The sequence below is a fragment of the Spongiactinospora gelatinilytica genome, assembly GCF_003236385.1.
Taxonomy (GTDB): Bacteria; Actinomycetota; Actinomycetes; order Streptosporangiales; family Streptosporangiaceae; genus Spongiactinospora; species Spongiactinospora gelatinilytica.
Genome location: NZ_POUA01000701.1, coordinates 1 through 1,556, shown reverse-complemented (window position 1 = coordinate 1,556; position 1,556 = coordinate 1). Strand labels below are relative to the sequence as shown.

1 protein-coding gene is annotated in these 1,556 nt (G+C 68.7%); it reads right to left on the bottom strand.

The window, feature by feature from the left end; translation table 11 throughout:
* Positions 1 to 695: 695 nt before the first annotated feature.
* Entirely contained in the window at positions 696 to 1,097 is a 402-nt protein-coding gene (locus tag C1I98_RS38730; protein WP_111172167.1) for a hypothetical protein, read from the bottom strand.
* Positions 1,098 to 1,556 lie beyond the last annotated feature (459 nt).

Here is a 1,556-nt window from a genome sequence, read left to right as displayed (position 1 = left end):
ACAGGCTTGCGGGTACCTGCTCCCAGGGCACCGACCCGCCCGCCCTAGAGCCGGGTACCTGGACAGACTGTTCCTGGAGCCGACCCAGAGTTTTGGGCCGGACTGCCCGATCGGATCCCCGGATGTCGAGCTACCGACTGCAGTGCTGGATCTCTGAACCCGCTTCTCTGGAGCCGGCCGCCCAGGGTGGCTCGTCTGAGCCTTGGGCCGGATTCCTCGATCCCCGTGTGTCGAACTCCTGACACCCGAGCCGGGTACCTGGCCCCGTTCCCCTGGAGCCGGTCGCCGAGAGGTGGGCCGATCCAGGCTCTGTGGTGGGCTGCTCGGTCGCTGGAGGCCGAGTCGCTGATGCCTGGCCCGGGCCGGGTTCTTTGGAGCAGGTCGAGCCGGACCCGGGAGGAGCCGGCTCGTTTTGAGGGGCTGGATTCCTAGCCCGATCTCCTGGAGCCGCCCGCCCAGGGTGGGCCTGTCTGGGGCCTGGGCGGGGCCTCCCCGTCCCCGTGTGTCGAAACTCCTGACACCGAGCCGGGTACCTGGCCCCGTTCCCCTGGAGCCGGGCACCCAGGGGTGGGCTGCTCGGTCCCTCCATGTCGAGCAACCGACACCCCGACTTCTTGCAGCGGGTCTACCTGAGCCCGGGGCGGGATGCCCGGCTGTGGGTCGGGCCGGCCGGCCCTGAGGCTGGATACGTCGACCTATCTGGGGGTCGTACGGCTGACGCCGGCGCAGCGGGGGCCGCGGCCCTGGGGGCGGAGGGTGCGCATCGGTGCCCTTTCCAGCGAGGCGACGAGGGACGCGGCCGTGTGCGCGTCGGCGAGGATGCGACCGACCGACTCCCCGTCCGCTGGGAGTTGCCCGCGCTTGGCCAGTTCGTCCCGTGCGAACGTGAGCGGATCATCGTCGCCGGCGAGGTCGGCGGCGACCGAGGCCCGCGCGGCGGTCAGCAGCCGCAGGTAGTAGGCCCGCAGCGTCGCCTCGCGCATGCTGACCTGCTCAAGGTCGTCCAGTAGTGTCCTGGCGAGCTGAAGGAGGTCACCGGCACGGGTCTCCTCCGCGGCGAGGTGGGCGCGGATGTCATCGAACTCCGAGCGGGTCATGGTGGTACCTCCACAGGTGGAGAGCTCGTGCTCACTTGGTACTAGGGACCGATTGCGGATGACTTGCGGTCCGGTTGCGTGTGCGCTTGCACGCCGACCGGCAGACCGGGGCGTCGACCGGGTCGCGCGCGGGTTGTGGTCCGCTGGGTTTGAGGGCGCTGGGCAGGCGGGAATGGTCCACCAGTTACGCGTGTTGTCCATGGCACCGCCGGAGGGCTGCTAAAGTTCTTTACGCGGAAGACGCGCGAGACGCCGCCCAGGGTGGCGGCACCGGGCGAAATCGCACCCTTTCACTTCGGATCGCCGGGTTAGTTTGGACTTGTCCGGTTAGTCTGGTAAGTTAGAGGGGTTGCCCTGGAGACGGGGCGAACAGAATGAGGAATAGGCTTCAAGCCCCGAAGGGCTGGATCGGTTCGGCTGGTCTGGTTCGACGGTGTACGCGCCCGTTTCTTGAGAACT

Excerpts from the sequence above, each read along its gene's own strand:
- C1I98_RS38730 (WP_111172167.1), bottom strand. The coding sequence starts at position 1,097 with ATGACCCGCTCGGAGTTCGATGACATCCGCGCCCACCTCGCCGCGGAG.